Origin of the sequence: Streptomyces sp. NPDC126499 (assembly GCF_040302485.1) — a bacterium.
Classification (GTDB): domain Bacteria; phylum Actinomycetota; class Actinomycetes; order Streptomycetales; family Streptomycetaceae; genus Streptomyces.
In genome coordinates this window covers 245,110-271,716 of sequence record NZ_JBEOUO010000010.1, presented here as the reverse complement: position 1 = coordinate 271,716, position 26,607 = coordinate 245,110, and the positions used below count along the sequence as shown (strand labels likewise).

Below are 26,607 nucleotides of genomic sequence, written 5' to 3'. Positions count from 1 at the left end.
CTCCCCCGCCCATGCCCGCGCGACATCCACGACGGCGTCGAACAGGCCGTCCTCGCCGGAGAGATGGGCTTCGACCGGATCCGGTCGGGCCGCCGTGCGGCGGCCTCGGCCTGCTCCCGGAGGCGGTTAAAGCGCTGGACGGGCCGGCGGCCCGCCTGTCTACCCTTCCCGGGTGACAGCCCCCACCCCGTACCGGCCCCTGGACATCACCATCCCGTTCCCCGAGCTGGCCGCCTGGGCCCGCACGACGACCCGCCTGCACCCGCGCCCGGGGAACCCGACCGCCGCCGACAGCTCGGTGGGCGGGCCGCTGCTGTGGCCGGCGGACGAGCCGTGGCCGGTGTGCGAGGAGCACGGGCGGGTCGCCGGCATCACGCCCGAACGCGCCCGGCGCTACCGCCGCGTCCTGCGGGAGGTGTACGCCCGGCCGCGCACGGCCGACGGGAGTCTGGCGTACACCGAGGCCGAGCAGGCCGAGATGGACGAGCTCCAGGACACCTGCCACCGGCCCGACCGCCACGACGGCGGCCCGCTCCCGCTGCTGGCGCTCGCCCAGTTCCACACCCGGGACGTCCCGGACCTCGCCGCCTTCGCCCCGCCGGGCAAGGACCTGCTCCAGGTGCTGTGGTGCCCCTTCTACGAGCACGCGGACGACGACCCGTTCAGCGAGTACGGCCCGTCCACCCGGCTGGTCTGGCGGCGGGCGGCCGACGTGACGGACCCCCTCGCCGTCCTGCCCGAACCGGCCGTCGCCGACCGGCACTCCTACGTCCCGGAGCCCTGCGTGCTCCAGCCGGAGCAGGTGGTGGAGTACCCGTACGCGGACTACCTGCCGGACGAGCTGGTCGCGCGCATCGACGCCTGGGAGGACGACCTGCGGGCCAGGATCGGGAAGAAGGCCCCCTGGTACCAGTACGACCTCTCCATCGCCCCCGGCTGGAAGATCGGCGGCTGGGACTCCTGGCACAAGACGGACCTGATCCGCGTGTACTGCGACGCCTGCGGCACGGAGATGCGGGTGCTGCTGACCATCGCCTCGTACGAGTCGCACGCGGCCGAGGGCAGCTGGGGCCCGTTCCCGGCCCCTGACACACCCACCGGGATCAGGGTCGGCCGCGACGGCGAGTACCGCGCCTTCGTCTGCCCCGCCGACCCGGCCCATCCGCACCGGATGAGCATGCAGTAGTTCCGGGACGCACCGCGGCGCTCGCCCAGTCGTCCAGGTCGGGGACAGTGGGGCGAGCGCCGCGCTCAGTTCCGTACGTCGTTGTACGGGACGTTCAGGGGCCCGGTGGAAGGGGCCGGCCGGTCAGACCGTCAGGGCACGGTCGGTCGGGCGGATCGGGGCCGGCAGGGAGCTGGCGCCCGTCAGGTAGCGGTCCACGCCACGGGCGGCCGAGCGGCCCTCGGCGATGGCCCAGACGATCAGCGACTGACCACGGCCGGCGTCGCCGGCGACGAAGACGCCATCGACATTGGTGGCGAAGTCCGCGTCACGCGCGATGTTACCCCGCTCGTCGAGGTCCAGACCAAACTGCGCGACCAGGCCGTTCTCCACGTCCGTGCCGGTGAAGCCCATGGCGAGGGTGACCAGCTGGGCGGGGATCTTCCGCTCCGTGCCCGGCTTCTGGGTCAGCTTGCCGTCGACGAACTCGACCTCGACCAGGTGCAGGAACTGGACGTTGCCGTCCTCGTCGCCCTCGAAGTGGGTGGTGGAGACGGAGTAGACCCGCTCGCCGCCCTCCTCGTGGGCCGAGGTGACCTTGTACAGCATGGGGAAGGTCGGCCAGGGCTGGTTCGGGCTGCGCTCCTCGCCGGGCCTCGGCATGATCTCCAGCTGCGTGACCGAGGCCGCGCCCTGGCGGTGCGCGGTGCCCACGCAGTCGGCGCCGGTGTCGCCGCCGCCGATGACGACGACGTGCTTGCCCTCGGCCGAGATCGGCGAGGAGACGAAGTCGCCCTCGACGACCTTGTTGGCGAGCGGCAGGTACTCCATCGCCTGGTGGATGCCCTTGAGGTCCCGGCCCGGCACGGGCAGGTCGCGGGCGGTGGTGGCGCCGGCGGCGACCACGACCGCGTCGAACCGCTTCCGCAGGTCGGTGGCGGTGATGTCCCGGCCGACCTCGATGCCGGTGCGGAACTTGGTGCCCTCCGCGCGCATCTGCTCGATGCGGCGGTTGATGTGCCGCTTCTCCATCTTGAACTCGGGGATGCCGTAGCGCAGCAGACCGCCGATGCGGTCGGCCCGCTCGTACACGACCACGGTGTGGCCGGCCCGGGTCAGCTGCTGGGCGGCGGCGAGACCGGCCGGGCCGGAGCCGATGACGGCGACGGTCTTGCCGGAGAGGCGCTCCGGGGCCTGCGGGGCGACGGTGCCGCTGTCCCAGGCCTTGTCGATGATGGACACCTCGACGTTCTTGATGGTGACGGCCGGCTGGTTGATGCCGAGCACGCACGCCGCCTCGCACGGAGCCGGGCACAGGCGGCCGGTGAACTCCGGGAAGTTGTTGGTGGCGTGCAGCCGCTCCGACGCCGCCGACCAGTCCTCGCGGTAGGCGTAGTCGTTCCACTCGGGGATCAGGTTCCCGAGCGGGCAGCCGTTGTGGCAGAACGGGATGCCGCAGTCCATGCAGCGGCCGGCCTGCTTGCTGATGATCGGCAGCAGGGAGCCGGGGACGTAGACCTCGTTCCAGTCCTTGACGCGCTCGGCCACGGGACGGGTCTTGGCGACCTCGCGGCCGGTGGTGAGAAAGCCCTTCGGATCAGCCATGGGTCGCCGCCTCCATCATCTTCTCGGTGGTCTCGGCCTCGGAGAGACCGGCGAGCTCAGCGGCGTCCTTGGCGGCGAGCACTGCCTTGTACGTGGTGGGGATGATCTTGCTGAAGCGGCTCACCGCCGCGTCCCAGTCGGCGAGGAGCCTCTCGGCCACGGTGGAGCCGGTCTCCTCGTGGTGGCGGCGCACGACGTCGTGCAGCCACGCCCCGTCGGCCTCCGTCAGGGCCTCGATCGCCCCGAGGTTGCCGGAGTTGACGTTGTCCCGGTCGAGGTCGATGACGTAGGCGACGCCGCCGGACATGCCGGCCGCGAAGTTGCGGCCGGTCTCGCCGAGGACGACCGCCGTGCCGCCGGTCATGTACTCGCAGCCGTGGTCGCCCACGCCCTCGGAGACGACCAGCGCGCCGGAGTTGCGGACGCAGAAGCGCTCGCCGGTGCGGCCGCGCAGGAACAGCTCGCCGCCGGTGGCTCCGTACGCGATGGTGTTGCCCGCGATGGTGGAGTACTCGGCCAGGTGGTCGGCGCCCCGGTCCGGGCGGACGATCACGCGGCCGCCGGAGAGGCCCTTGCCGACGTAGTCGTTGGCGTCGCCCTCCAGGCGGAGGGTGACACCGGCCGGCAGGAAGGCGCCGAAGGACTGGCCGGCGGAGCCGGTGAAGGTGATGTCGATGGTGTCGGCCGGCAGACCGGCGCCGCCGAACCTCTTCGTCACCTGGTGGCCGAGCATGGTGCCGACGGTCCGGTTGATGTTGCGGATCGGGACCTGGGCGCGGACCGGCTGGGCGGTCTCGGCGGACTCGGCGTTCAGGGCCTCGGCGGCGAGCTCGATGAGCTCGTTGTCGAGGGCCTTCTCCAGGCCGTGGTCCTGCTCGACCTGGGCGTGGCGGACCGCGCCCTCGGGCAGCTCGGGCACGTGGAAGAGCGGCTCCAGGTCCAGGCCCTGCGCCTTCCAGTGGGAGACGGCGCGGCTGGTGTCGAGGAGCTCGGCGTGGCCGACGGCCTCCTCCAGGGTGCGGAAGCCCAGCTCGGCGAGGAGCTCGCGGACCTCTTCGGCGATGAACTCGAAGAAGTTGACGACGAACTCGGCCTTGCCGGAGAAGCGCTCCCGCAGCACCGGGTTCTGGGTGGCGATGCCGACCGGGCAGGTGTCCAGGTGGCAGACCCGCATCATGACGCAGCCGGAGACGACGAGCGGCGCGGTCGCGAAACCGAACTCCTCGGCGCCGAGCAGCGCGGCGATGACGACGTCGCGGCCGGTCTTGAGCTGGCCGTCGGTCTGGACGACGATCCGGTCGCGCAGGCCGTTGAGCAGCAGGGTCTGCTGGGTCTCGGCGAGGCCGAGCTCCCAGGGGCCGCCCGCGTGCTTCAGCGACGTGAGCGGCGAGGCGCCCGTACCGCCGTCGTGGCCGGAGATGAGCACGACGTCCGCGTGGGCCTTCGACACACCGGCCGCGACCGTGCCGACGCCGACCTCGGAGACCAGCTTCACGTGGATGCGGGCCTCGGGGTTGGCGTTCTTGAGGTCGTGGATCAGCTGCGCCAGGTCCTCGATGGAGTAGATGTCGTGGTGCGGCGGCGGGGAGATCAGGCCGACACCCGGGGTGGAGTGCCGGGTCTTGGCGACCCACGGGTAGACCTTGTGGCCGGGCAGCTGGCCGCCCTCGCCGGGCTTGGCGCCCTGGGCCATCTTGATCTGGATGTCGTCCGCGTTGACCAGGTACTCGCTGGTGACGCCGAAGCGGCCGGAGGCGACCTGCTTGATCGCGGAGCGGCGCGCCGGGTCGTACAGGCGCTCGGGGTCCTCGCCGCCCTCACCGGTGTTGGACTTGCCGCCCAGCTGGTTCATGGCGATGGCGAGGGTCTCGTGCGCCTCCTGGGAGATGGAGCCGTACGACATGGCGCCGGTGGAGAAGCGCTTGACGATCTCGCTGACCGGCTCGACCTCGTCGATCGGGATCGAGGGGCGGTCGGAGCTGAAGCCGAACAGGCCGCGCAGCGTCATCAGCCGCTCGGACTGCTCGTTGACCCGCTCGGTGTACTTCTTGAAGATGTCGTACCGCTTCGAGCGCGTGGCGTGCTGGAGGCGGAAGACGGTCTCCGGGTCAAAGAGGTGCGGCTCGCCCTCGCGGCGCCACTGGTACTCGCCGCCGATGTCGAGGGCGCGGTGCGCCGAGGCGACGCCGGAGACGGGGTACGCCTTGGCGTGGCGGGCGGCGACCTCCTTGGCGATGACGTCGAGCCCGGCGCCGCCGATCTTGGTGGCGGTGCCGTTGAAGTACTTCTCCACGAAGGCGGTGTCGAGGCCGACGGCCTCGAAGACCTGGGCGCCGCGGTAGGAGGCGACGGTGGAGATGCCCATCTTGGACATGACCTTGAGGACGCCCTTGCCGAGGGCGTAGATCAGGTTGCGGATGGCCTGCTCGGGCTCGATGTCCGTGATGAAGGTGCCGGCGCGGACCAGGTCCTCGACGGTCTCCATGGCCAGGTACGGGTTGACGGCGGCGGCGCCGTAGCCGATGAGGAGGGCCACGTGGTGGACCTCGCGGACGTCGCCGGCCTCGACCAGCAGGCCCACCTGGGTGCGCTGCTTGGTGCGGATGAGGTGGTGGTGGACGGCCGAGGTGAGCAGCAGCGACGGGATCGGCGCGTGCTCGGCGTCGGAGTGCCGGTCGGACAGGACGATCAGACGGGCGCCGCCCTCGATCGCCGCGTCGGCCTCGGCGCAGATCTCCTCGATGCGGGCGGCGAGCGCGTCGCCGCCGCCGGAGACCCGGTAGAGGCCGGAGAGCGTCACGGCCTTCATGCCGGGCATGTCGCCGTCGGCGTTGATGTGGATGAGCTTGGCCAGCTCGTCGTTGTCGATCACCGGGAAGGGCAGGGTGACGCTGCGACAGGACGCGGCGGTCGGGTCGAGCAGGTTGCCCTGGGGGCCGAGGGAGGAGCGCAGCGAGGTGACGAGCTCCTCGCGGATGGCGTCCAGCGGCGGGTTGGTGACCTGCGCGAAGAGCTGGGTGAAGTAGTCGAAGAGCAGCCGGGGGCGCTCGGACAGGGCCGCGATCGGCGAGTCCGTGCCCATGGAGCCGATCGGCTCGGCGCCGGTGCGGGCCATCGGGGCGAGGATGACGCGGAGCTCTTCCTCGGTGTAGCCGAAGGTCTGCTGGCGGCGGGTGACCGAGGCGTGGGTGTGCACGATGTGCTCGCGCTCGGGGAGGTCGGAGAGCTCGATCTCGCCGGTCTCCAGCCACTGCGCGTAGGGCTTCTCGGCGGCGAGGGCGGCCTTGATCTCGTCGTCCTCGATGATGCGGTGCTCGGCGGTGTCGACGAGGAACATCTTGCCGGGCTGCAGGCGGCCCTTGCGGACGACCTTGGCGGGGTCGATGTCGAGGACGCCGACCTCGGAGGAGAGGACGACGAGGCCCTCGTCGGTGACCCAGTAGCGGCCGGGGCGCAGACCGTTGCGGTCGAGGACCGCGCCGACCTGGGTACCGTCGGTGAAGGTGACGCAGGCCGGGCCGTCCCAGGGCTCCATCATCGTGGAGTGGTACTGGTAGAAGGCGCGCCGGGCCGGGTCCATGGAGTCGTGGTTCTCCCACGCCTCGGGGACCATCATCAGGACGGCGTGCGGCAGCGAGCGGCCGCCGAGGTGGAGCAGCTCCAGGACCTCGTCGAAGGAGGCGGAGTCGGAGGCGTCGGGGGTGCAGATCGGGAAGATCCGCTCCAGGGAGCCCTCGCCGAAGACGTCCGAGACGAGCTGGGCCTCGCGGGCGGTCATCCAGTTCCGGTTGCCCTTGACGGTGTTGATCTCACCGTTGTGGGCGACGAAGCGGTACGGGTGGGCCAGCGGCCAGCTCGGGAAGGTGTTGGTGGAGAACCGGGAGTGGACCAGGGCCACGGCGGAGGCGCAGCGGCGGTCCGACAGGTCCGGGAAGAAGGGCTCCAGCTGGCCGGTGGTCAGCATGCCCTTGTAGACGATGGTGCGGGCGGACAGCGACGGGAAGTAGGTCCCGGCCTGGCGCTCGGCGCGCTTGCGCAGGACGAAGGCCTTGCGGTCGAGCGCGATGCCGGCGGCCTGCCCGGCGCCGTCGGCGACGAAGAGCTGGCGGAAGACCGGCATGGTGGCGCGGGCGGAGGCGCCGAGCAGCTCGGGGGCGACGGGGACCTCGCGCCAGCCGAGGACGTCCAGGCCTTCTTCGCGGGCGATCGTCTCGATCTGCGAGACGGCCTGTGCGGAGCCGTCGGCAGGGAGGAAGGCGATGCCCACGGCGTAGGAGCCGGCGGCGGGGAGCGGGAAGTCGGTGACCTCGCGGAGGAAGGCGTCCGGGACCTGCAGCAGGATGCCGGCGCCGTCTCCGGAGTCGGGCTCGGAGCCGGTGGCGCCGCGGTGCTCGAGGTTGCGCAGTACGGTCAGCGCCTGCTCGACCAGGGTGTGGCTGGCAACACCGGTGAGGGTGGCCACGAACCCGACACCACAGGCGTCGTGTTCGTTACGGGGGTCGTACATCCCCTGCGGAGCGGGGCGACCGTCCATGGGCGACCAGGCGTCGGAACGCATCGGCTCTCCCGTCGTCGTCGTGGCATATACAGCAGCCGAGGGACGACGTTGGCCCTCCGCGAAATTTCGTGCAGGTTACATGATGGCTGGCTTCTCGGGAAGCGGATAGCTCATTCCAGCATGCGGACACCACCGATACGTTGTGGTGGTGTTGTTTCAGCTGTGGGGTACGGGGACGGTGGCGTTCCCGTAAGGGGGTGGATCGAGGATTCCGGGGTGATTCCGGGTTCTCCGGCGACCCGGCGCGGAGCGAGCCTCATTGCCCGCGAGCGCTTATGCCTCATCCCCGGTGGTCAGGGATTCGAAACCGCCGGGTAACCGGCTAGTTATGTGGCACTGCGCATAGTGTCTCACCGGAAGGCGGGATCCGCCCAGGGAGATACGTCACAGCGACGGCGGAGGCGCGGCGACATAGGGAAAGGCCCCCTGGGGTGCAGGGGGCCTTTCGGGTGACGCGGGGGCGGGGCCGGGGCGCCGGGCGGGGCCAGACGCCGGACGGGCGGGGGGCCGGGCGCGGGCCGCGCATCGGGCGCCGACGCCCGACAGGGCCAGGCAGGGCACAGGCGCCGGGCGCCGTCGCCTGACGGGGCCGGGCTAGAGGGCCGCGCCGAAGAGCATGCCGAGCCCGTACGTGACGGCCGCCGCGGCACCGCCGAGGACGAGCTGGCGCAGTCCGCTGAACCACCAGCTGCGGGCGGTCACCCGGGCCACCAGCGCACCGCAGGCGAAGAGCCCGAACAGCGCGAGCAGCACGGCCGGCCACAGGGCGGTCGCCCCGAGCAGATACGGCAGTACGGGAAGCAGGGCACCCAGCGCGAACGACCCGAAGGACGACACGGCGGCGACCATCGGCGACGGCAGGTCGTCGGGGTCGATGCCCAGCTCCTCGCGGGCGTGGATCTCCAGGGCCTGCTCCGGGTCGCGGGACAGCTGCATGGCGACCTCGCGGGCGAGCGCGGGCTCGACGCCCCGGGAGACGTAGAGCGCGGCGAGCTCCTCCATCTCGTCGATCGGATGCTTGCGCAACTGGCGGCGCTCGACGTCGAGTTCGGCCTGGACGAGTTCGCGCTGGGAGGCGACGGAGGTGTACTCGCCGGCCGCCATGGAGAAGGCACCGGCCGCGAGGCCGGCGAGGCCGGTGATCACGATGGTCTGCGAGGAGACGGCACCGCCGGCGACGCCGGTCATCAGCGCGAGGTTGGAGACGAGTCCGTCCATCGCGCCGAAGACGGCGGGACGCAGCCAGCCGCCGTTGACGTCGCGGTGGGTGTGGTTGTCGCGGTGGGCCTCGTGCAGTGGTGCGACGGCTTCGATGATGGACATGCTTCTCCCCTGTCTCGCCTGCGGGTTCGGCGTGCCCGCCCCCTTCCGACGTACTCGAAAATACGCGCGATGTAAGGGGCGCGCCAGCAAGGCAGGCCGTACTTAGTAAGGCCCGCCTTCGTATGGTTCGCCTCACCGAACTGCTCGCCGGCTGCTCCCTGACGTGGTGTCACGCGGGTGACAGAAACGTTTCGGTGAGCGGTCGGGCGCCCCGCGTGGCACAGATGGGGAGGAGCGCGAAAGGGGAGAGAGATGGTGGGTGGCACGACGGTCACGGGCGTGCGCGAACGCGCCCGGGGCGCCCTGCTCGGACTCGCGGTCGGCGACGCGCTCGGCGCACCCGCCGAGAACCTGCGGCCCTCGGAGATCCGCCGCCGGTGGGGCCGCATCGAGGGCTTCGTGACGGACCGTCCGGCGGGCACGGACGACACCGAGTACGCCATCTTCTCCGGCCTGCTCCTGGCCCGGCACGGCTCCGCCCTCACCGTGGCCCACGTCGAACGGGCCTGGCACCACTGGATCGCCGACCTCGACGAGGGCCCGTTCCGGGGCGCCGGCTTCTCCGAGCGCGGCACCCTGGAGAACCTCCGCCGTGGCCTGGCCGCGCCGATCTCCGCCCAGCACCGGCACGCCTGGAGCGACGGCCTGGCGATGCGGGCCGCGCCCTTCGGCGTCTTCGCCGCCGGCCGCCCCGCCGAGGCGGCCCGGCTGGTCGCCATCGACGGCACGGTCAGCCACGAGGGCGAGGGCATCTACGGCGGCCAGGCCGTCGCGGCGGGCGTGGCGGCGGCGATGACCGGCGCCTCGGTGACCTCGGTGATCGCGGCCGCCCTGTCCGTCGTGCCGATGGACTCCTGGACGGCCCGCTCCATGCGGCGCGCGGTGGTGGCGGCCCAGCGGATCCAGCCCGACCCGCTGACCCGCGAGCGCACGGTCCGCTCGGCCGTCGTCATCGGCGGCTACCCGTGGACCGACCTGGCCCCCGAGGCGGTCGCCCTCGCCTTCGGCGCCTTCGCCGCGGCCCGCGGCGACTTCCGCACCTCGGTCCTCACCGCCGTCAACATGGGGCGCGACGCCGACACGACCGCCGCCGTGGCGGGCGCCCTGGCGGGCGCACTGGGCGGCGCCGCCGCGATCCCGGAGGAATGGTCCGCGGCCATCCCCCCGGTCGCCGGCAGCTGCCTCCCCTCCATGCGCGGCTACCACGTCCTGGACATCGCGGACCTGCTGACCCCGGAGGAGGACCCGGCATGAGCGCCGACATGACGACGGTGGAGGACGCCCCGCGCCCCGCCGCCCCCGGCAGGGAGAGGCACGCCTCGACGGCCACCGACACGGCTGCCTCGGGCCGTCCCCCGGCGGGCCGGGACGAGTGGGCGAAGACCGCGACGACGACCTCCGACGGCACGGCCCCGGGCCCGGGTGCCCGACACAGGGCGGGCGCTCACGAGGGGCCCGTGCCCGGCGCCGCCCCACGTGCCGGGAGGCGGGACCGGATCGAAGGAGTCCTCCTGGGGCTGGCGGCGGGGGATGCCGCCGGGTGGCCCGCGGCACGGCACCGGGCCGCGCGGATGCCCGAGTGGACCCGGCGGCTCACCCGGGAGCTGGACACCTTCGCCGAGCAGAACGCGACGACGACCCTGCCCGTCCCCATCGCCCTCAACCAGCCGCCCGAGCCGCTGCGGCTCGGGCCCTCCGACGACGCCGAGTGGGCGGTGTTCACCGCCGAGGCGCTGCTCGCCGCGCAGGGTCCGCTGTTCCGTGGCCTCGCCCCGGAGCGCCGGCTGCGCGCGGCCGTCGACCTCGCGTGGAACTCGCTCGCCGGACAGGTCGCCGCCGCGGCCGAGCGCGCGCCCGAGGTGGAGTCGGCCGTGCTGCCGCTGCGGGCGCGGATCTCGGTGCGGGCCGGGCTCGGCAACCTCGCCACCGGGCTGCGCCCGCCGGCGACCGGGCACGACAACCCGCACTACTTCGACGACGCCGCCTGCGTGCGCTCCGCCGTACTGGCCCTCGCCCACCCGGGCGATCCCGTCGCGGCCGCCGAACTGGCCGACTTCGACGCCCGGTACACGCAGGACGGCGACGGCGTGCACGGCGCCCGTGCGATGGCGGCGGCGGTCGCCGCCGCCCTCGGCGGTGCCTCGCCGGAGGAGGCGGTGGAGGCGGCGCTCGACCAGTTGCCCTCCGCCACCGAGATCGGCCGCAACGGCCGGTACGCGGTGAAGCTGGCCCACACCGCCGGCTCGGCCTTCGAACTCGTACCGCTCCTGGAGCACCAGATCGTGGACCACGTCTACAGCTACGGCATCGCCGCCGCCGAGACGGTCCCGGTCGCCCTCGCGCTGGCACTCGCCGCGCGCGGGCAGGTGGCCGCGGCGGTACCGGCCGCGGCCTGCCTGTCCCGGGTCGCCGACTCGGCGCCCGCGCTCGCGGGCGCGCTCACCGGCGCGCTGACGGGCGGCAGCGCGATCCCGGCGACCTGGCGGGAGGCGTGCCGCACGCTCGCGGGCTGTGCGCTGCCCCGGCTCGCGGGCTCGGACCTCGTGGAACTCGCCGGTCTGCTCGCAGCCACGGAACCGACCACTCCGGGTGGACAATTCCGGCATGACCCACCAAAGCATCCCCTCTCTGGATGACCGGATCACCGGCAGTCTCCTCGGGGCCGCCGTGGGCGACGCCCTCGGCGGCCCCGTCGAGGGCTACACCCCGGAGCAGATCGTCGAACGCCACGGCGGCCGCGTCACCGGCATCGTCGGCCCCTGGAACGGCACGGACTGGCGCACCGCCCGCCCCATCGCCCCGTACCACAAGGGCGACGGGCACGTCACCGACGACACCCTGATGACCCACGCCCTCATCAGGGTGTACGAGAAGGTCCGCGACCACCTCGACGCCTACGCGGTCGCCGAGCACCTCGTCCCCGAACTCATGGACCGCACCGTCTGGATCCCCGAACTGGAGGCCGAGGCCCTTCCCCTCCAGCGGATCTTCCTCGCCGAGAAGTGGATCGTGACCCGGCTCCACTACGGCCACGCCGACCCGCGCGAGGCCGGCACCGGGAACATCGTGAACTGCGGCGCGGCCATGTACATGGCCCCGGTCGGCCTGGTCAACGCGGCCAACCCGCCCGCCGCCTACGCCGAGGCCCTCGACATCGCGGGCGCCCACCAGTCCTCCTACGGGCGCGAGGCCGCGGGCGTCTTCGCGGCGGCGGTGGCGGCGGCCTGCGTGCCGGGCGCGACGCCCGGATCGGTCGTCGAGGCGGCCCTGTCGCTGGCGAAGGACGGCACCCGGGCGGCGATCGAGGCGGTCGCCGAAACGGCCGCCGCGCACCGCGACTTCGAGACGGCGCTCGCCCCGCTGCGCCGGGCCGTCGCCCCCTTCGACTCGGTCGGCCCCGACTACCGCAGGCCCTCCCTCGACGCCCGCCGCCCCTCCCGCCTCCACGCGATCGAGGAACTGCCGATCGCCCTCGGCATGCTCCTGGTCGGCGAGGGCGACTACCGCCGTACGGTCCTGGGCGCGGTCAACTACGGCCGCGACTGCGACTCCATCGCCACCATGGCGGGCGCGATCAGCGGCGCCCTCCACGGCGAGTCCGCCGTGCCCGCGGAGTGGGCGAAACAGGTCGCCGAGGCCAGCCGCCTCGACCTGCACGCCCCGGCGGCCGCCCTCGCCCGGGTGACCCACGAGGTCTTCCTGCGCGACGTCCGCCGCCGCGAGGCCCACGCGTCCGCCTACGCGGCCCTGACCGGCGGCACCTCCCGATGACCCCCGCCGCCCCCGCACCGAGCACCCCGACGCCCGCGCCGCACGCCGCCCCCCATGCCGGCGGCCGAACCGACCCCGCCGTCGCCCGGCCCCTCCGCCTCACCTGGGTCCAGCCCGAGGACCTGGTGGGGCACGAACTGCGGCAGGCCGACGAGGACGGCCGGGACGCCCGGGCCCTCGCCGCCCGCTGGTACGCGGCCGGCGGCCACCCCGCGCCCCCGGCCGCCGGAGCCTCCCCGGTCGCGCGCCCCGAACTGCGGCCGCTCGCCGAGGAGATCCTGGACGCCCTCGCCGAACTGCCCTCTCCCCTGGCCGCCCGGGAGCCCACCGACCTCGCCGCCATCATCGCGGCCTGCCCCGACTGGCCGGACGAACCGCCCGCCCCGACGAGAGCGACGGCGGACGACGAGGCCCTGCGGGACCGGCTGCACGCCGCCTGGCTGGGCCGCGCCGCAGGCTGCCTCCTCGGCAAGCCCGTGGAGAAACTTCCCCTGCCCGCCATCCGCGCGCTCGCCCGCGCCACCGGCAACTGGCCCCTCGCCGACTGGTTCACGGCCCGCGGCGTGCCCGGCGACCTCCTCGCCACCCACCCCTGGAACCGCCGTTCCGCCGCCACCTCCCTCGCCGAGAACATCGACGGCATGCCCGAGGACGACGACCTCAACCACCCCCTCCTCGGCCTCCTGCTCCTCCAGCGCCACGGCCGCGACTTCACCACCGCCGACCTCGCCCGGCTCTGGCTCGACGAACTGCCCGCCGGCCGCACCTTCACCGCCGAACGGATCGCCTACCGCAACCTCCTCGACGGCGTCGAACCACCCCACACCGCCACCCGCCGCAACCCCTTCCGCGAGTGGATCGGCGCCCAGATCCGCGCCGACGTCCACGGCTGGACCCATCCCGGCAATCCGGCCGCCGCCGCCCGGCAGGCCCACCGGGACGCGGTGCTCACCCACACCGGCAACGGCGTGTACGGCGCCATGTTCGCCGCCGCCACCCTCGCCACCGCCGCCGGCGGCACCGCCGACGTCCACCGGGCCCTGGCGGCCGGACTGTCCGTCGTCCCGCCGGAGTCACGGCTCGCCCGCGCCGTACGGGAAGGCATCACGGCCGCCCGCACCGGCTCGGACTTCGACACCGTGGTGGACCGGCTCCACGCCCGGTTCGGCGGGTATCACTGGGTCCATGCCGTGCCCAACGCCGCCCTCCTCGCCGCCGCCCTCACCCACGCCGACGGCGACTTCACCCGCTCCGTCTGCGCGGCCGTCTCCGGCGGCTGGGACACCGACTCCAACGGCGCCACAGCCGGTTCGGTCGCGGGCCTGCTCGCCGGCCGGCCCGACCGGCTGCCCGCGCGCTGGACCTCCCCCCTCAAGAACCGCCTCTCGACCTCGGTGCCGTCCTTCGACGGCATCGGCTTCGACACCCTGGCCGCACTGACGCACTCGGAGGCAGTACGCCCATGACCAGCATCGTCGTGCTCGGCAGCACGAACATGGATCTCGTGGCCTACGTGGCCAAGGCCCCCAGCCGCGGAGAGACCGTCACCGGCCGCGAGTTCCGCACCGTGCCCGGCGGCAAGGGCGCCAACCAGGCCGTCGCCGCCGCCCGCGCGGGCGCGGAGGTCTCGATGATCGGCGCGGTCGGCGCCGACGACTTCGGCCTGCGGCTCCGCGCGGCACTCGAACACAGCGGCGTCGACACCGATCTGCTGCGCACCGTCGAAGGCCCCTCCGGAACCGCCCACATCGTCGTCGACGACGAGGGCGGCAACGCGATCGTCGTCATCCCCGGCGCCAACGGCACCGTCACCTCCCTCACCCACGGCGACGAGGCGCTGATCGCCACCGCCGACGCCCTGCTCCTCCAGCTCGAACTCCCCCTCTCCGTGGTCGCCGAAGGCGCCCGCGCCGCCCGCGAACGGGGCGTCCGCACCGTCCTCACTCCCGCCCCGGCCCGCGCCCTGCCGACCGAACTCCTCTCCGTCACCGACCTGTTGGTGCCCAACGAGCACGAGGCCGCCGCCCTCACCGGCCACACCGACCCGCTCGCCGCCGCCCGCTCCCTGCTCGCCGACGTGCCCGAGGTGGTCGTGACCCTCGGGGCCGCCGGCTGCCTCTACGCCGCCCGCGGCACCGATCCGGTGACCGTGCCCGCACCCCCCGTCCGGGCCGTCGACACCACCGCGGCGGGCGACACCTTCGTGGGAGCGCTGGCCGTGGCCCTCACCGAGGGCCGGCCCGCCCCGGAGGCCCTCGCCTGGGCGTCGGCCGCCGCCGCCCTCTCGGTCCAGCGCGAGGGCGCGTCCACCTCCATGCCGTACCGCGCCGAGATCGACGCCGCCGCCGCGGACCTGGAGGGCCACCGCGTATGAGCACCCCCGCGCCCGCCACCGCGCCCCTGCACGGACTGCGCGTCCTCGATCTCGCCACCCTCTTCGCCGGCCCGCTCGCCGCGATGATGCTCGGTGACTTCGGCGCTGACGTCGTCAAGATCGAGCACCCCCACAAGCCCGACCCCTCGCGCGGCCACGGCCCCGCCAAGGACGGCGTCGGCCTGTGGTGGAAGGTCCTCGGCCGCAACAAGCGGACCATGACCCTCGACCTGTCCACCCCCGGCGGCCGCGACACCCTGCTGCGGCTCGCCGCCGACGCCGACGTCATCGTGGAGAACTTCCGCCCCGGCACCCTGGAACGCTGGGGCCTCGGCTGGGAGGAGCTCTCCACCGTCAACCCGCGCCTGGTCCTGGCCCGGGTCACCGGCTTCGGCCAGTTCGGCCCGTACTCCCACCGCCCCGGCTTCGGCACCCTCGCCGAGGCCATGAGCGGCTTCGCCGCGATCACCGGCGAGCCGGACGGCCCGCCGACCCTGCCCCCCTTCGGCCTCGCCGACTCCGTCGCCGCCCTCGCCACCGCGTACGCCGTGATGACCGCGCTCACCGCGAGGCACACCACCGGCCAGGGCCAGGTCGTCGACATGGCCATCATCGAACCGATGCTCTCCGTCATCGGCCCCCACCCCCTCTGGTACGACCAGCTCGGCTACGTCCAGCCGCGCACCGGCAACCGCTCCCGCAACAACGCCCCCCGCAACACCTACCGCACCGCCGACGGCTCCTGGGTCGCCGTCTCCACCTCCGCCCAGTCGATCGCCGAACGCGTGCTGCGGCTGGTCGGCCGCCCGGAGCTGATCGACGAACCCTGGTTCGCCGACGGCACCGGCCGGGCCGCGCACGCGGACGTCCTCGACGAGGCGGTCGGCTCCTGGATCGCCCGCCGCACCCGCGACGAGGTCATGGCCGCCTTCGAGAAGGCGGAGGCCGCCGTCGCCCCCGTCTACGACGTCCGGGACGTCCTCGCCGACCCCCAGTTCCAGGCCCTCGGCACCGTCACCGAGGTCCCCGACCCCGAGCTCGGCCCGATCCGGATGCAGAACGTGCTCTTCCGGCTCTCCGGCACCCCCGGCGGCATCCGCTGGGCCGGCCGCCCGCACGGCGCCGACACCACCGAACTCCTCACCGAGCTCGGCCTGAGCGCCGCCGAGATCGACACCCTCCGCGCCGAAGGAGCCGTATGAACCCGGCCGCCGCCCCTCCCCTGACCTGGCTCTACGCCCCCGGCGACCGCCCCGAGGTCGTGCGGAAGGCGCTCGTCTCCGGGGCCGACGTCGTCATCGTCGACCTGGAGGACGCGGTGGCCCCGGACCGCAGGGCCTACGCCCTGGCCGCCACCGCCGAACTGCTCGCCGACCCCCAGCCCGTACCGGTCCACGTCCGCATCCACGCACCCCGCGACATCCCCTACCTGGCATCCCTCCCCGGACTCGTCGCTCTCCGTGTTCCCAAGGTGACACACGCCACTGACATCGGCCGGATCGCCGAGCTCTCCCGGGGCCTGCCGCTCTATCCGCTCCTTGAGAACGCCCTGGCCGTGGAGCACGCCTACGCCATCGCCACCGCCCACCCCTCCGTCCACGGCCTCGCCCTCGGCGAGGCCGACCTCGGCGCCGACCTGGGCGTCCGCGAGGACCGCGGCCTCGACTGGCCGCGCAGCCGGGTCGTGGTCGCCGCCCGGGCCGCCGGCCTGCCGCCCCCGGTCCAGTCCGTGCACCCGGACGTCCGCGACCTCGACGCCCTCGCCGAGGGATGCGCCCGGGGCCGTGCCATGGGCTTCCTGGGCCGGGCCGCCATCCATCCCCGCCAGCTCCCGGTCATCGAGCGGGCCTACCTCCCCACCGCCGACGAGATCGCCGCCGCCGAGGAGGTCGTCAAGGCGGCGGAGACCCAGGAGGGCGCCCTCACCCTTCCCGACGGCCGTTTCGTCGACCCGGCGGTCGTCACCGGCGCCCGCCGCGTCCTGGCCCTCGCCGCCCGCCGGGCCTGAGCGGAGGAAACGGCGGAGGGCCGCCGGGACCCGTGGTCCCGGCGGCCCTCCGCCGTGCGTGTCGTACGGGATCAGCGCCCGCCGGCACCGTTGCCGGCACCGTCCTTGTCCTTCTCCTCGACCGTGGCCTTGGCCTCGACCGTGCCCTCGTCCTTGGTGAGCGTGACCGGGACCTCGTCGGCCGGAGTCGCGTCCTCGGCGGTCGCACCGGCCGCACCGGCCTCGTCGGTGTCGCCCGGCTCGCCGTCGGTCCCGCCCTCGGGGGACTTCTCGCCCGAGCCGGCCGTCTTCTTCGGCTCCACGATCTCCTCGCGGCCCGGACGCGTCTTCGCCGAGATCACGATGTACGTGACGGCGAGCAGGAAGACGACGATCGCGGTCCACACGTTCAGCCGCAGGCCGAGGATGTGGTGGGCCTCGTCGACCCGCATGTACTCGATCCAGCCGCGGCCCGCGCAGTACGCGGCGACGTAGAGGGCGAAGGCCCGGCCGTGGCCCAGCGTGAAGCGGCGGTCGGCCCAGATGACGAGGAGCGCGACGCCGATGCACCACAGCGACTCGTAGAGGAAGGTCGGGTGGTAGACGCCCGCCACCCGGTTGGCCCCGGCGCTGATCTCCAGGCCCCACGGCAGGTCGGTCGGCTTGCCGTACAGCTCCTGGTTGAACCAGTTGCCCCAGCGGCCGATGGCCTGGGCGAGGGCGATGCCGGGCGCGATGGCGTCCGCGTACGCCGGGAGCGGGATGCCGCGGCGGCGGCAGCCGATCCAGGCGCCGACGGCGCCGAGCGCGATGGCGCCCCAGATGCCGAGGCCGCCCTCCCAGATCTTGAAGGCGTCGACCCAGTTCTCACCCTCGCTGAAGTACAGCTGGTAGTCGGTGATCACGTGGTAGAGCCGGCCGCCGACGAGGCCGAACGGCACCGCCCAGACGGCGATGTCGGCGACGGTGCCGGCGGTGCCGCCCCGGGCGATCCAGCGCTTGTTGCCGAGCCAGACGGCGACGAAGACACCGAGGATGATGCAGAAGGCATAGCCGCGCAGCGGGATCGGTCCGAGGTGGATCACGCCGGTCGACGGGCTGGGAATGTAGGCAAGGTCCATGGCAGGACCGACGCTACCCTGCCGGGCGGGCCGTACGGCAGCCAGCCCGGCAACTTCTCCGTAACTCCCGGGACGGAAGCCACCGGGACGGAGCCACCGCGGAGGACAGGACCCGGGACGGAGCCACCGCGGAGCACCGGCGCCGAGGCGGAGCTACCGCGACGGACCGGCGCCGGCGGCCGGGGAGGCGGTGCCCGGCTTCTTGCCCTTGTTGGCCTCGGCGACCCACTTCTTCAGGTTCTCCGGGGAGATCTGCTCGTCGCCCTTCGTCGGGAAGATCGATTCGCCGTTGAGCAGCACGGACGGCGTGCCGCGGAAGTCGCTCTTGCGGAAGGCCTCGTTCGACTTGTCCACCCAGCTGTCGTGGGTGCCGTCCTCAACACAGCTGCGGAAGCCGGGCGTGTCGAGGCCGGGGACCTTCTTGGCCAGCTCGATGAGCTTGTCGTTCTCGGCGAAGGCGTCGTCCGTCTCCTGCGGCTGGTTGATGTAGAGCACGTCGTGGTACGCGGTGAACTTCCCGGCGTCCTGGGCGCAGGCGGCGGCGTTGGCGGCGCGCAGGGAGCCGCTCCCGCCCATGTTCCGGTCGATGAGGGTCGCGAGGTGGTACTCGGTCTTGACCGCGCCGGCCGCCTCCAGCTCGTGGATGGTGTCCCGGAAGGCGTTCTCGAAGGAGGCGCAGGCCGGGCAGCGGAAGTCCTCCCAGATGGCGAGGGTGGACGGGGCGTCCGCCTTGCCGGTCAGGATGGCGGGCTTGTCGCCGCCGATCGCGCCGGCCGGTGGGACGACCGGGCCCGCCTTGTCGGAGCTGCCCTTGCCCCCGGTGTTGGCGGCGATCACACCGACGACCGCGGCCAGGCCGAGGACGCCGACGACCGCCGCCGACACGATGAGGACGCGTCGCTGCTTCTCGCGGGCCTTCTCGCGCTCGCGCTGCTGTTGGAGGCGCTCCCGCGCGCTCCGGCTACTACCGTCTCGGTTCTTCTCGCTCACGCCCACAGCAACGAACCGGGGAGGCACGTACGCGCCTCCCCGGTCCGGAATCCACCCGTATGGGTTACGGGGTGCGGCGGACGCCCTCGGCCAGTTCGGTCGCCAGTTCCCTTACGGCGCCGAGCGCGGCGCTCTCGTCGCCGTCGGCGTCGAGGATCCGCTTGACGAAGGCGGAGCCGACGATGACGCCGTCGGCGAAGCCGGCCACCTCCTTGGCCTGCTCGGCGTTGGAGACGCCGAGGCCGACGCAGACGGGCAGGCCGCCGGCGGCCCGGGTGCGGCGGACGAGGTCCGCGGCCTGCTCGCCGACCGACTCGCGGGTGCCGGTGACGCCCATGAGCGAGGCGGCGTAGACGAAGCCGGAGCCGGCCGCGGTGATGGTGGCGAGGCGCTCGTCCTTGCTGCTGGGGGCGACGACGAAGACGGTGGCGAGACCGCGCTTGTCGGCGTGCTCCCGCCAGAGGGCGGACTCCTGGACCGGCAGGTCGGGCAGGATGCAGCCGGCGCCGCCGGCCGCGGCGAGCTCCTCGGTGAAGCGCTCGACGCCGTAGCGGTCGATGGGGTTCCAGTAGGTCATCACGAGGACCGGCTTGCCGGTGGCCTCGTGGGCCTCCTTCACCGTGCGCATCACGTCGGCGATCTTGACGCCGCCGCGCAGGGCGATGTCGTCGGCGGTCTGGATGACCGGCCCGTCGAGGACCGGGTCGCTGTGCGGCAGGCCGACCTCGACGATGTCGGCGCCGCCGTCGAAGACCGCCTTGACGGCGGCGATGCCGCCGTCCACGGTCGGGAAGCCGGCCGGGAGATAGGCGATGAGCGCCGCCCGGTTCTCGGCCTTCGCCTTGGCCAGGGTGTCGCTGAGCAGCTGGATGTTGCCGGTCACTTGGCGTCCCCCGCGATCTCCGCGGTGCCGGCCTGGTCGGCGGTCACCTCGGCGTCGGTGTCGTACAGCCCGAAGTAGCGGGCGGCGGTGTCCATGTCCTTGTCGCCGCGTCCGGAGAGGTTGACGACGATCAGCCCGTCCGGGCCGAGCTCCTTGCCGACCTCCAGGGCGCCCGCGAGGGCGTGGGCGGACTCGATGGCCGGGATGATGCCCTCGGTACGGGAGAGCAGGCGCAGGGCCTGCATGGCGGCGTCGTCGGTGACGGCCCGGTACTCGCCGCGGCCGCTGTCCTTGAGGTAGGCGTGCTCGGGGCCGATGCCGGGGTAGTCGAGTCCGGCCGAGATCGAGTACGGCTCGGTGATCTGGCCCTCGTCGTCCTGCAGGACGTAGCTGCGGGAGCCGTGGAGGATGCCGGGCTCGCCTGCGGTGAGGGTGGCGGCGTGCTCACCGGTCTCGACGCCGTGGCCGGCCGGTTCGCAGCCGATCAGCCGGACGGACGCGTCCGGGATGAAGGCGTGGAAGAGGCCGATGGCGTTGGATCCGCCGCCGACGCAGGCGACGGCCGCGTCGGGGAGGCGGCCGGCGCGCTCCAGGATCTGCCGGCGGGCCTCGACGCCGATGACCCGGTGGAAGTCGCGGACCATGGCGGGGAAGGGGTGCGGGCCCGCGACGGTGCCGAAGAGGTAGTGCGTGCGGTCGACGTTGGCGACCCAGTCGCGGAAGGCCTCGTTGATGGCGTCCTTGAGGGTGCGGCTGCCGGACTTCACGGCGACGACCTCGGCGCCGAGCATGCGCATGCGGGCCACGTTGAGGGCCTGGCGCTGGGTGTCGATCTCGCCCATGTAGATGGTGCAGTCGAGCCCGAAGAGCGCGCAGGCGGTCGCGGTGGCGACGCCGTGCTGACCGGCACCGGTCTCGGCGATGACGCGGGTCTTGCCCATGCGCTTGGTGAGCAGGGCCTGACCGAGCACGTTGTTGATCTTGTGCGAGCCGGTGTGGTTGAGGTCCTCCCGCTTGAGGAAGACCCGGGCGCCGCCGGCGTGCTCGGCGAACCGGGGCACCTCGGTGAGGGCGCTGGGCCGGCCGGTGTAGTGGACCATCAGGTCGTTCAGCTCGCGAGCGAACTCGGGGTCGCTCTTGGCCTTGTCGTACTCCACGGCGACCTCGTCGACGGCGGCGACGAGCGCCTCCGGGATGAACTTGCCGCCGTACGCGCCGAAGTAGCCCTCGGACGACGGGACCTGACCCTCCGGGTCGGGAATGAAGAACTCGCTGGACATGCGGTTGCTCCTCGCGGGGCGGGGTGCCCCGGTGTACGCGTGCGGTTGAAGGTGACGGTATGCGCGCGACTCTTCGGCCCCTGTGCGGACTCGCCCCGTGCGGGGCGGTGCCCCGTGCGGGCCGTGCCCGCCTGCCCCCTCGTTGTGGGCACGTTCCGCACCTGTTCCTGCCCGCACCGCGAGAGCGCGGCGCTCTCGCGGTGCGGGTCCAGGCACGAGAGCCCAGGCCCGGCAAGGGGCACCCTCCGTTGTGCCCACCCGTTCCGCCTGGGGGTGCCCCCGGACGCAGTCCGGGGGAGGAACGAATGCCCACCACGAGGGTGGGAGGGGCACCGCCCCAGCGGGGCGACGGCCCGCAACAGGGCTGGGCGCGGGCCCGCGCGGGGGCGGGTCAGGTAGTCGTCAGGAGACGCGCGCTCGGCGGGGGCGCCATCGCATGCCGTTGACCTGGCCCGGCTCGTCGCCGATCACGTACCGCACGCGGCGCCCGTGCACCCGGCGCGCCGGCGCGCGGCAGCCGCGGGGGCGGCAGCCACGGGCGAGGCGGGCGGCGATGGGCATGGTGCGGTCAGCTCCGACCGTGACGGAGGGCCGGGTGGGCACCGGCGGCGACGAGGTCGGCGACGGCGGCCTTGGGGTCGCGGCCGGTGACCAGCGACTCGCCGACCAGGACCGCGTCGGCCCCGGCGTTGGCGTAGGCGATCAGGTCGTGCGGGCCGCGGATGCCGGACTCGGCGATCTTGACGATGCCGGCCGGGATCTCGGGGGCGACGCGCTCGAAGGTGGAGCGGTCCACCTGGAGGGTCTTCAGGTTGCGGGCGTTGACGCCGATGACCCGCGCGCCCGCCTCGACGGCCCGCTCGACCTCTTCCTCGTCGTGGACCTCGACCAGCGGCGTCAGGCCGATGGACTGGGCCCGCTCGATGAGGGAGACGAGGGCCTCCTGCTCCAGGGCGGCGACGATGAGCAGCGCGAGGTCCGCGCCGTACGCCCGTGCCTCCCAGAGCTGGTACGCGGTGACGATGAAGTCCTTGCGCAGGACCGGGATGTCGACCCGGGCGCGGACGGCCTCCAGGTCGGCGAGCGAGCCGCCGAAGCGGCGCTGCTCGGTGAGGACGGAGATGACGGCGGCACCGCCCGCCTCGTAGTCGGCGGCGAGGCCGGCCGGGTCGGCGATGGCGGCGAGCGCGCCCTTGGACGGGCTGGAGCGCTTGACCTCGCAGATCACCTTGACTCCGTCGCCGCGGAGTGCGGCGACGCCGTCCTTGGCCTGCGGGGCCTTGGCGGCGCGCTCCTTGAGCTCGTCGAGGGAGACCCGCGCCTGCCGCTCTGCGAGGTCGGCGCGCACGCCTTCGATGATCTCGTCGAGCACACTCACGCGAGAGGCCCCCTTCCGGGACTGGTGACGGTGTTGTTCAGCCATGTCGATGGTATCCGCAGGTGGGCCCCGGACCCGCATCGGTTGGGGCCGCGTCCCATCTGCTGGGACTTACGGGCAGGTCAGGGGGCGAGCGCGGCGCCGAACGGAAGGTTGCGTACGAGGGTGAAAAGGGCCAGCACGGCGCCGATCCCCCACCACCAGGCCGGGGTGATCGCGAACCGCATGGGGAGACCGCGGACGGCGCGAACCAGCCAGAGGACCATGACGGCCGCGAAGACCCCGTAGCCGACGACGGCGAGCGCGTTCGCCCCGAGGGCGGCCGCGAGGTCGCCGTGCACGAAGGCGTGGGCGCTGCGCAGCCCGCCGCAGCCGGGGCAGTAGACACCGGTGAAGCGCAGCAGGGGGCAGACGGGGTAGTGGCCGGGCTCGTTGGGGTCGACGGTCCCGACGTACGCGAAGGCGGCGGCGACCCCGGCGAGGGCGCCCAGCGGGGCGAGCAGCCGCCGGGCGAGCGGTCGGGGCGGCGGGGGCGGGTACGGGCCGGCGGGGGCGGCCCAGGGCGCGGCGGGGGCGGGGGTCCCGGCAGCCCCGCCGGTCCCCGGGGTCTCGGAGGTCTCCCAGGTCCCGGAGGCCACCGGAGCGGCAGGGCTCGCACCTGCCCCGGGAGTCGCGGAGCCCGCAGACCCCGCAGCAGCCCCGGCCGCCCCAAAGCCCGCAGTCGCCGCAGCGGTCGCATGGGCCCCAGAGCCCGCCTCTGTCCCAGTGCCCGCAGCAGCCCCGGCCGTCTCACGGACCGCAGCAGCCCCGGCCGCTTCACGGGCCACAGCCGCCCCAGAGCCGGCAGAGGCCGCATCGGCCCCAGCCACCCCCGAGGCCCGCGCGCTCGTCACCGGACCTGTCGTCTGTCGCGCCCTCGGCTGTGCATCCACCCGGTGATTCTCGCCCCTGACGCGCGAAGGCGCAGCCCCGCCTCGCGGGGCTGCGCCTTCGGAGTGACGCGGGGGTGTCAGGCGCCGGTCCTCTCGAGGGCCCTGGCCGTGGCGGCCTCGCGGGCGGCGGCGACGTCGGCCGATTCCTTCGGCATGCCGAGGCCCGCGATCTTCATCGCACCGCCGACGACACCGCCGAGGAGGATGACGCCGATGCCGGCCCAGAAACCGGGCACGTTGGCCGCCACCATGAAGACGCCGGCGATGCAGAAGCCGATGAAGGAGATGATGACACCGGTCCAGGCGGCCGGGGTGTGTCCGTGGGCGCTGCCCGCCATGAGTTGCTCCTCGTTGATGTTGCGCGGTGGTGACATCTCATTCTTCCGCACATGGGGGCGCGGCGATGAGTCGGGGTGCCCGAACGGTCACGCGTCGCGACCGGGCACGGGGGCCGGCTACCCGTGGGTCGGGTCCTCGCCGCGGTCGAGGGCCTTCCACAGGTCCTCGGGGCGGTCGGGGTCGACGGCCGCGGGGCGGCGGGCGGCGCGGGGGGCGCCGGCGCGTTCGTAGCGTCCGCCCATGGCCGGCCAGGTCTTGCCGAAGCGGAGGGCGAAGAGGCCGGCGGCGAGGATGAGGACCGCGCCGGCGGCGGTGACGTACGGCCAGACGGTGTGGCTGAGGCCGCCGACCACGGCGGCGGTGTTGCCGCTGATCCGGGCGGCCTCGGCGTTCAGGGCGGCACGGTCGGAGGCGCCGAGGACCGCGGCGAGGGCCGCTCCGGCGCCGCTCAGGGCGAGGAGGGCGGCGACCAGGGTGCGGCCGGCGCGGCGGACGGCGAAGACGGCGACGAGCGCGGCGAGGCCGACGATCGCGAGGGCGGTCGGCACGCCGGTGACGGCGCCGCCGTCGGCCTCCACCGGGACGGTGCCGCCGCCGACGGACGCGGTGCCCTCGGCCCAGATCTGGCCGGCGGAGAGCAGTACGACGGCGGCTCCGAGGGCGCCGAGCAGCAGGGCCGCGGCCAGGCTGCGGCGGGCGCCGGAGGGGGCGGCGCCGCCCGGTCGGGCGGCTCGGGGCTGGGGTACGGGTACGGCACTCACGTACCCCACTATCCCCTACGGCCTGACGAACCGGTCATCCCGGTCGCGGCGTCCCACCGGCCCCACGGCCCCGACCCGGGTCGGGGCCGACCCACGCGCCCACGGCCGGGCCCGTCAGCCCGCGCTCACCCGCCCGGGTCCCGACCCGTCAGCCGACGCTCACCCGTCTCGGTCCCGACCCGTCAGCCGGCGGTCACCGCCCAATTCCGGGCCCGTCAGCCGGCGGTCATCCGGTTGGCCGTGTGGACGGCCCGGAGGACGGCCGCGGCCTTGTTGCGGCACTCGTTGTCCTCGGCGATCGGGTCGGAGTCGGCGACGACACCGGCTCCCGCCTGCACGTACGCCGTGCCGTCCCGCAGCAGCGCCGTACGGATGGCGATGGCGGTGTCGGAGTCGCCGGCGAAGTCGAGGTAGCCGACGCACCCGCCGTACAGGCCACGCCGGGAGGGTTCCAGCTCCTCGATGATCTGCATCGCGCGCGGCTTGGGCGCCCCGGAGAGGGTGCCGGCCGGGAAGCAGGCGGTGAGGACGTCGAACGCGGTCTTCCCCTCGGCGACCTTGCCGGTCACGGTGGACACGATGTGCATCACGTGGGAGTAGCGCTCGATCGACATGAAGTCGACGACCTCGACGGAGCCCGGTTCGCAGACCCGGCCCAGGTCGTTGCGGCCGAGGTCGACGAGCATGAGGTGCTCGGCGCGCTCCTTGGGGTCGGCGAGCAGTTCCTCGGCGAGGTCGTGGTCCTCCTGCGGGGTCGCGCCGCGGTGCCGGGTGCCGGCGATGGGGTGGAGCATCGCGTGCCCGTCCTCGACCTTGACCAGGGCCTCGGGCGAGGAGCCGACGACGTCGAAGCCGTTCTCGAAGCGGAACAGGTACATGTACGGGGAGGGGTTGGTGGCCCGCAGCACCCGGTAGACGTCGAGGGCGGAGGCGGTGCAGGGGGTCTCGAAGCGCTGCGAGGGCACGACCTGGAAGGCCTCGCCGGCCCGGATCCGCTCCTTGATGTCCTCGACGGCGTCCTGGTAGGCGGGTCCGCCCCACAGCGCCGAGAACTCCGGCAGCTCGGAGGCGGGCAGCGCGGCGGGGACGGTCGCGACCGGGCGGGCCAGGTCGGCCTCCATCGCGTCGAGGCGGGCCACGGCGTCCGCGTACGCCTCGTCGACGCCGGTGTCCAGGTCGTTGTGGTTGATCGCGTTGGCGATCAGCAGGACCGTGCCGTCCCAGTGGTCGAGGACGGCGAGGTCGCTGGTGAGCAGCATGGTGAGCTCGGGGAGCCTCAGGTCGTCGCGGCCGTGCTCGCCGATGCGCTCCAGGCGGCGCACGATGTCGTAACCGAGGTAGCCGACCATGCCGCCGGTGAACGGGGGCATGCCGGAGGCCAGGTCGCGCGGGGTGTGCAGGGTCTCGACGGTGGCGCGCAGCGCGGCGAGCGGGTCGCCGTCGACGGGGACGCCGACCGGCGGGGTGCCCAGCCAGTGCGCCTCGCCGTCCTTCACCGTGAGGGTGGCGTCGCTGCGGACGCCGATGAAGGAGTAGCGGGACCAGCTGCGGCCGTTCTCCGCGGATTCGAGGAGGAAGGTGCCGGGGCGTTCGGCGGCGAGCTTGCGGTAGAGCCCGACCGGGGTGTCGCCGTCCGCGAGGAGCCTGCGGCTGACGGGGATGACGCGGCGGTCGGCCGCCAGCTTGCGGAAGGTCTCGAGATCCATGGCGCCAGACCCTACTCGGCCGCGAGGAGGACGTCGGTGTCGAAGCAGGTGCGGGTGCCGGTGTGGCAGGCGGCGCCGACCTGGTCGACCTTGACGAGCACGGTGTCGGCGTCGCAGTCGAGGGCGACGGACCTGACGTGCTGGACGTGGCCGGAGGTGTCGCCCTTGACCCAGTACTCCTGGCGGCTGCGGGACCAGTAGGTGCAGCGGCCGGTGGTGAGGGTGCGGTGGAGCGCCTCGTCGTCCATCCAGCCGAGCATGAGCACCTCGCCGGTGTCGTACTGCTGGGCGATGGCGGGGACCAGACCGTCGGGGCTGCGCCTGAGGCGGGCGGCGATGGCCGGGTCGAGGTCGCTGGGTGTCCGGGGCGGCGTGCTGCTCATGGGGCCATTGTGCCGTGGTCGCCGGGGGCGTACGGCGGTGCGTCCACTGGG

At 73.6% G+C, this 26,607-nt stretch carries 22 protein-coding genes; 8 read left to right on the top strand and 14 right to left on the bottom strand.

Features of this window, described 5'->3' with window-relative positions; genetic code table 11:
- The first annotated feature begins 172 nt into the window (after positions 1-172).
- Positions 173-1,186 carry a hypothetical protein gene (locus ABTZ91_RS17900; RefSeq protein ID WP_352078111.1) on the top strand — a complete coding sequence of 338 codons (1,014 nt, stop codon included), beginning with the start codon at positions 173-175 and terminating at the stop codon, positions 1,184-1,186.
- 123 nt (positions 1,187-1,309) lie between these two features.
- Here the strand turns inward: ABTZ91_RS17900 and ABTZ91_RS17895 are convergent, their stop codons facing one another.
- The 3 genes from ABTZ91_RS17895 to ABTZ91_RS17885 form a co-directional block, all read right to left on the bottom strand.
- Entirely contained in the window at positions 1,310-2,770 is a 1,461-nt protein-coding gene (locus ABTZ91_RS17895; RefSeq protein ID WP_352078110.1) for a glutamate synthase subunit beta, read from the bottom strand.
- Complete coding sequence (gene gltB / locus ABTZ91_RS17890; RefSeq protein ID WP_352078109.1) at positions 2,763-7,328, bottom strand: glutamate synthase large subunit; 4,566 nt, start codon at positions 7,326-7,328, stop codon at positions 2,763-2,765. Before gltB ends, ABTZ91_RS17895 begins: the two co-directional genes overlap by 8 nt.
- Before the next feature lie 594 nt (positions 7,329-7,922).
- Positions 7,923-8,651, bottom strand: coding sequence for a VIT1/CCC1 transporter family protein (locus ABTZ91_RS17885; RefSeq protein ID WP_352078108.1), 729 nt, complete (start codon positions 8,649-8,651; stop codon positions 7,923-7,925).
- A 252-nt stretch (positions 8,652-8,903) separates the two neighbouring features.
- On the opposite strand from ABTZ91_RS17885, the gene ABTZ91_RS17880 reads away from it, so the two are divergent.
- Genes ABTZ91_RS17880 through ABTZ91_RS17850 form a run of 7 tightly spaced genes read left to right on the top strand, consistent with a single transcriptional unit; the run spans position 8,904 to position 16,804 of the window.
- Positions 8,904-9,905: an ADP-ribosylglycohydrolase family protein gene (locus tag ABTZ91_RS17880; RefSeq protein WP_352078106.1), complete on the top strand. Its 1,002-nt coding sequence runs from the start codon at positions 8,904-8,906 to the stop codon at positions 9,903-9,905.
- The gene (locus tag ABTZ91_RS17875) at positions 9,902-11,287 is read left to right on the top strand and encodes an ADP-ribosylglycohydrolase family protein (protein WP_352078105.1); all 1,386 of its coding nucleotides are present in this window, start codon (positions 9,902-9,904) and stop codon (positions 11,285-11,287) included. The genes ABTZ91_RS17880 and ABTZ91_RS17875 overlap by 4 nt, the downstream gene beginning before the upstream one ends.
- Entirely contained in the window at positions 11,256-12,422 is a 1,167-nt protein-coding gene (locus ABTZ91_RS17870) for an ADP-ribosylglycohydrolase family protein (RefSeq protein WP_352078104.1), read from the top strand. The genes ABTZ91_RS17875 and ABTZ91_RS17870 overlap by 32 nt, the downstream gene beginning before the upstream one ends.
- Positions 12,419-13,888, top strand: a complete 1,470-nt coding sequence (locus ABTZ91_RS17865) for an ADP-ribosylglycohydrolase family protein (RefSeq protein WP_352078103.1) — start codon at positions 12,419-12,421, stop codon at positions 13,886-13,888. The genes ABTZ91_RS17870 and ABTZ91_RS17865 overlap by 4 nt, the downstream gene beginning before the upstream one ends.
- Positions 13,885-14,796 carry a ribokinase gene (gene rbsK, locus ABTZ91_RS17860; RefSeq protein WP_352078102.1) on the top strand — a complete coding sequence of 304 codons (912 nt, stop codon included), beginning with the start codon at positions 13,885-13,887 and terminating at the stop codon, positions 14,794-14,796. The genes ABTZ91_RS17865 and rbsK overlap by 4 nt, the downstream gene beginning before the upstream one ends.
- Positions 14,793-15,998 (top strand): CoA transferase, encoded by a 1,206-nt coding sequence (locus tag ABTZ91_RS17855; RefSeq protein WP_352078101.1) that lies wholly within the window; start codon positions 14,793-14,795, stop codon positions 15,996-15,998. Before rbsK ends, ABTZ91_RS17855 begins: the two co-directional genes overlap by 4 nt.
- Positions 15,995-16,804, top strand: a complete 810-nt coding sequence (locus ABTZ91_RS17850) for an aldolase/citrate lyase family protein (protein ID WP_352078100.1) — start codon at positions 15,995-15,997, stop codon at positions 16,802-16,804. Before ABTZ91_RS17855 ends, ABTZ91_RS17850 begins: the two co-directional genes overlap by 4 nt.
- 71 nt (positions 16,805-16,875) lie before the next feature.
- Here the strand turns inward: ABTZ91_RS17850 and lgt are convergent, their stop codons facing one another.
- The 11 genes from lgt to hisI all read right to left on the bottom strand — a co-directional run bounded on the left by lgt (position 16,876) and on the right by hisI (position 26,556).
- Positions 16,876-17,904, bottom strand: coding sequence for a prolipoprotein diacylglyceryl transferase (lgt, locus tag ABTZ91_RS17845; RefSeq protein WP_352078099.1), 1,029 nt, complete (start codon positions 17,902-17,904; stop codon positions 16,876-16,878).
- A 153-nt stretch (positions 17,905-18,057) separates the two neighbouring features.
- Positions 18,058-18,894, bottom strand: a complete 837-nt coding sequence (locus ABTZ91_RS17840) for a thioredoxin domain-containing protein (protein WP_352078098.1) — start codon at positions 18,892-18,894, stop codon at positions 18,058-18,060.
- A 64-nt stretch (positions 18,895-18,958) separates the two neighbouring features.
- Positions 18,959-19,777: a tryptophan synthase subunit alpha gene (gene trpA / locus ABTZ91_RS17835; protein ID WP_352078097.1), complete on the bottom strand. Its 819-nt coding sequence runs from the start codon at positions 19,775-19,777 to the stop codon at positions 18,959-18,961.
- Positions 19,774-21,057, bottom strand: coding sequence for a tryptophan synthase subunit beta (gene trpB / locus ABTZ91_RS17830; protein ID WP_352078096.1), 1,284 nt, complete (start codon positions 21,055-21,057; stop codon positions 19,774-19,776). The genes trpA and trpB overlap by 4 nt, the downstream gene beginning before the upstream one ends.
- Positions 21,058-21,459: 402 nt before the next feature.
- Complete coding sequence (gene trpM / locus ABTZ91_RS17825) at positions 21,460-21,618, bottom strand: tryptophan biosynthesis modulator TrpM (RefSeq protein WP_352078095.1); 159 nt, start codon at positions 21,616-21,618, stop codon at positions 21,460-21,462.
- 7 nt (positions 21,619-21,625) lie between these two features.
- Positions 21,626-22,435, bottom strand: coding sequence for an indole-3-glycerol phosphate synthase TrpC (gene trpC / locus ABTZ91_RS17820; RefSeq protein WP_352078094.1), 810 nt, complete (start codon positions 22,433-22,435; stop codon positions 21,626-21,628).
- Positions 22,436-22,557: 122 nt separating this feature from the next.
- Positions 22,558-23,073: a DUF2752 domain-containing protein gene (locus ABTZ91_RS17815; RefSeq protein WP_352078093.1), complete on the bottom strand. Its 516-nt coding sequence runs from the start codon at positions 23,071-23,073 to the stop codon at positions 22,558-22,560.
- 371 nt (positions 23,074-23,444) lie between these two features.
- Positions 23,445-23,705 carry an HGxxPAAW family protein gene (locus ABTZ91_RS17810; RefSeq protein WP_352078152.1) on the bottom strand — a complete coding sequence of 87 codons (261 nt, stop codon included), beginning with the start codon at positions 23,703-23,705 and terminating at the stop codon, positions 23,445-23,447.
- 117 nt (positions 23,706-23,822) lie between these two features.
- Positions 23,823-24,476, bottom strand: coding sequence for a TIGR02234 family membrane protein (locus tag ABTZ91_RS17805; protein ID WP_352078092.1), 654 nt, complete (start codon positions 24,474-24,476; stop codon positions 23,823-23,825).
- 206 nt (positions 24,477-24,682) lie between these two features.
- Positions 24,683-26,173 carry an anthranilate synthase component I gene (locus ABTZ91_RS17800; protein ID WP_352078091.1) on the bottom strand — a complete coding sequence of 497 codons (1,491 nt, stop codon included), beginning with the start codon at positions 26,171-26,173 and terminating at the stop codon, positions 24,683-24,685.
- Between the two features lie 11 nt (positions 26,174-26,184).
- Entirely contained in the window at positions 26,185-26,556 is a 372-nt protein-coding gene (gene hisI / locus ABTZ91_RS17795; protein WP_352078090.1) for a phosphoribosyl-AMP cyclohydrolase, read from the bottom strand.
- Positions 26,557-26,607: the final 51 nt, after the last annotated feature.

Bases quoted from the DNA above. Each gene is read 5' to 3' on its own strand.
- ABTZ91_RS17850 (WP_352078100.1), top strand. From the start codon at position 15,995: ATGAACCCGGCCGCCGCCCCTCCCCTGACCTGGCTCTACGCCCCCGGC.
- gltB (WP_352078109.1), bottom strand. From the start codon at position 7,328: ATGCGTTCCGACGCCTGGTCGCCCATGGACGGTCGCCCCGCTCCGCAG.
- ABTZ91_RS17895 (WP_352078110.1), bottom strand. From the start codon at position 2,770: ATGGCTGATCCGAAGGGCTTTCTCACCACCGGCCGCGAGGTCGCCAAG.
- ABTZ91_RS17885 (WP_352078108.1), bottom strand. From the start codon at position 8,651: ATGTCCATCATCGAAGCCGTCGCACCACTGCACGAGGCCCACCGCGAC.
- ABTZ91_RS17875 (WP_352078105.1), top strand. From the start codon at position 9,902: ATGAGCGCCGACATGACGACGGTGGAGGACGCCCCGCGCCCCGCCGCC.
- ABTZ91_RS17865 (WP_352078103.1), top strand. From the start codon at position 12,419: ATGACCCCCGCCGCCCCCGCACCGAGCACCCCGACGCCCGCGCCGCAC.
- ABTZ91_RS17810 (WP_352078152.1), bottom strand. From the start codon at position 23,705: ATGGCGGGCAGCGCCCACGGACACACCCCGGCCGCCTGGACCGGTGTC.
- trpB (WP_352078096.1), bottom strand. From the start codon at position 21,057: ATGTCCAGCGAGTTCTTCATTCCCGACCCGGAGGGTCAGGTCCCGTCG.
- ABTZ91_RS17855 (WP_352078101.1), top strand. From the start codon at position 14,793: ATGAGCACCCCCGCGCCCGCCACCGCGCCCCTGCACGGACTGCGCGTC.
- rbsK (WP_352078102.1), top strand. From the start codon at position 13,885: ATGACCAGCATCGTCGTGCTCGGCAGCACGAACATGGATCTCGTGGCC.
- ABTZ91_RS17880 (WP_352078106.1), top strand. From the start codon at position 8,904: ATGGTGGGTGGCACGACGGTCACGGGCGTGCGCGAACGCGCCCGGGGC.
- ABTZ91_RS17870 (WP_352078104.1), top strand. From the start codon at position 11,256: ATGACCCACCAAAGCATCCCCTCTCTGGATGACCGGATCACCGGCAGT.
- lgt (WP_352078099.1), bottom strand. From the start codon at position 17,904: ATGGACCTTGCCTACATTCCCAGCCCGTCGACCGGCGTGATCCACCTC.
- ABTZ91_RS17800 (WP_352078091.1), bottom strand. From the start codon at position 26,173: ATGGATCTCGAGACCTTCCGCAAGCTGGCGGCCGACCGCCGCGTCATC.
- trpM (WP_352078095.1), bottom strand. From the start codon at position 21,618: ATGCCCATCGCCGCCCGCCTCGCCCGTGGCTGCCGCCCCCGCGGCTGC.
- hisI (WP_352078090.1), bottom strand. From the start codon at position 26,556: ATGAGCAGCACGCCGCCCCGGACACCCAGCGACCTCGACCCGGCCATC.